General features: G+C 76.4%; 2 protein-coding genes. One reads left to right on the top strand and one right to left on the bottom strand.

What is annotated here, in order from left to right:
• Positions 1-100 precede the first annotated feature (100 nt).
• Positions 101-1033 carry a carbohydrate ABC transporter permease gene (locus tag IE330_RS38360; RefSeq protein WP_373314845.1) on the bottom strand — a complete coding sequence of 311 codons (933 nt, stop codon included), beginning with the start codon at positions 1031-1033 and terminating at the stop codon, positions 101-103.
• A 203-nt stretch (positions 1034-1236) separates the two neighbouring features.
• On the opposite strand from IE330_RS38360, the gene IE330_RS38355 reads away from it, so the two are divergent.
• Positions 1237-2118, top strand: coding sequence for a phosphotransferase (locus IE330_RS38355; protein ID WP_190140801.1), 882 nt, complete (start codon positions 1237-1239; stop codon positions 2116-2118).
• Positions 2119-2199 lie beyond the last annotated feature (81 nt).

The following is a 2199-nucleotide window of genomic DNA, read 5'->3' as shown; positions in this document are numbered from 1 at the left end:
CCCCCGGTTCCGCGCGGGGCCGGGGACGGCGTGGCGGGGGCGGCCGTGCGGGGGCTCGTCGGCGGGGTCGGCGGAGTCGGCGGCGGGGTCGGCGGCGGGGTCATCGCTCGTCGGCTCCCCTCAGGCGGCCGGCGAGGTACACGGCGAGCAGCACCGAGATCACCGCGACCATCACACAGCCCATCGCCGCCGCGTAGCCGAACTGGCCGTAGCGGAACGCCTCCTCGTACGCGAACAGCATCGGGAGCCGGGTGCGGCCGCCCGGGCCGCCGTTGGTGAGGACGTACACCAGGGCGAAGGAGTTGAAGTTCCAGATGAAGTTGAGCGCCGTGACGGCGAGGGCGATGGGCCTGAGGGCGGGCCAGGTAACGGTGGTGAAGCGGCGCCAGGCGCCCGCGCCGTCCATCGCGGCGGCCTCGTGCAGCTCGCGCGGCACGTTCTGGAGCCCGGCGAGCAGCGCCACGGTGGTCTGCGGCATGCCCGCCCAGACGCCGACGACGATGACGGCGGGCAGCGCGGTGCCGAGGCCGGTCAGCCAGTCGCGGCCGTCGCCGAGGCCCAGGTCGCGCAGGCTCTCGTTGAGGACGCCCGCGTCGGGGTGGTAGACGAGCCGCCACATGATGCCGACGACGACCTCCGGCATCGCCCACGGAACGATCGCGAGGGTGCGGGCCAGCCAGCGGAAGCGGAGGTTCTGGCTGAGCAGCAGGGCGAGGCCGAGCGCCAGCAGGAACTGCGGGACCGTCACCCCGACGGCCCAGAGCAGGCCGATCCGGAACGAGTCCCAGAACAGCGTGTCGTGCAGCAGGTCCTGGAAGTTCAGGAGGCCGATCCACTCGGTGGGCTCGGTGCGGCCCGACTGGGAGTCGGTGAAGGCGAGGGCGATCCCGTACAGCAGCGGGCCGACGCTCAGCACCAGGATCGGCAGCAGCGCGGGCAGCACCAGGAACCAGGCGCCGTGGTCCACGGCCTTGCCGGCGCGCGGGTCCCGGGAGCCGCTGCCGGGCCGCGTCCGCGCGGTCGCCCACGTCACGGAATTGGCTCCTTTTGCCCGGCTGGTGGTGGTTCGGCCGAGCCGACGGCCTCCGTCATCGTGCTGACGCGGCCGGGATACGTCAAGCGCCCGCGCACGCCGGGCGCCCGGCCGGCCAGGGCGAATGCGACACTTGCGCGGCGGCGGGCCCGCGGGGGCCGCCGCGCGAACCACGGTGACGCACGGGGTGCGGGAGGCACGGGATGGACGAGGCACGGGCGCGGGAGGTCCTGGACGCGGCGGGGCTCACGGCGGACGGCGGGGCGGACGCCGGGGCGGGCGGCGCCGAGCTGCTCGCCCTCGGCGAGAACGCGGTGTTCGGCCTCGGCGACCTCGTGGTCAAGGTCGGCCGGGACGCGCCGGAGCTCCTGGAGCGGGCGCGGCGCGAACTGGCCGTCGCGCGGTGGCTCCAGGACCGCGGGGTGCCCGCCGTGCGGGCCGCGGAGGCCGAGCCGCGCCAGGTCCTCGGGCACGCCGTGACACTCTGGCACCGCCTGCCCGCCCCGGTGCGCCCGGCGGGCCCCGCCGACCTGGCCGAGCTCCTGCGGCTGGTGCACGCCCTGCCCGCGCCGCCGTTCGCGCTGCCGCGGCGGGAGCTGCTCGGGGGTGTCGAGCGGTGGCTGCGGCTCGCGGGCGACGCGATCGATCCCGCCGACGCGGCGTACCTGCGGCAGCGGCGGGACGGGTTCGCGGCGGCGGCCGCCGCGCTGGAGCCCCGGCTCGCGCCGGGGCCGATCCACGGGGACGCGCTGCCGCGCAACGTGGTGGTGGGGCCGGACGGGCCCGTCCTGGTGGACCTGGAGACGTTCTCCTCGGACCTGCGGGAGCACGATCTGGTGGTCATGGCGCTCTCCCGTGACCGGTACGGGGTCGGGGGCGACGCCTATGCCGCGTTCGTGCGGGTGTACGGGTGGGATGTGCGGGAGTGGGAGGGGTGTGGGGTGCTGCGGGGGGCGCGGGAGACCGCGAGTTGCGCGTGGGTCGCGCAGCACGCGCCCGCCAATCCGCGGGCGCTGGCCGAGTTCCGCCGCCGCGTGGCCTCGCTGCGCGAGGGCGACACGGCGGTCCGCTGGCACCCGTTCTAGGCCCTCGCGGGGGGCACCCCAGACCCGCCCCTTTCCCGTAACCAGGGGGCTCCGCCCCCTGGACCCCCGACAATCGCGCTG

The sequence above is a fragment of the Streptomyces longispororuber genome (genome assembly GCF_014656095.1).
Classification (GTDB): Bacteria; Actinomycetota; Actinomycetes; order Streptomycetales; family Streptomycetaceae; genus Streptomyces; species Streptomyces longispororuber.
The sequence above is the reverse complement of the archived record's forward strand: the minus strand, read 5'-3'. Positions and strand labels throughout refer to the sequence as shown.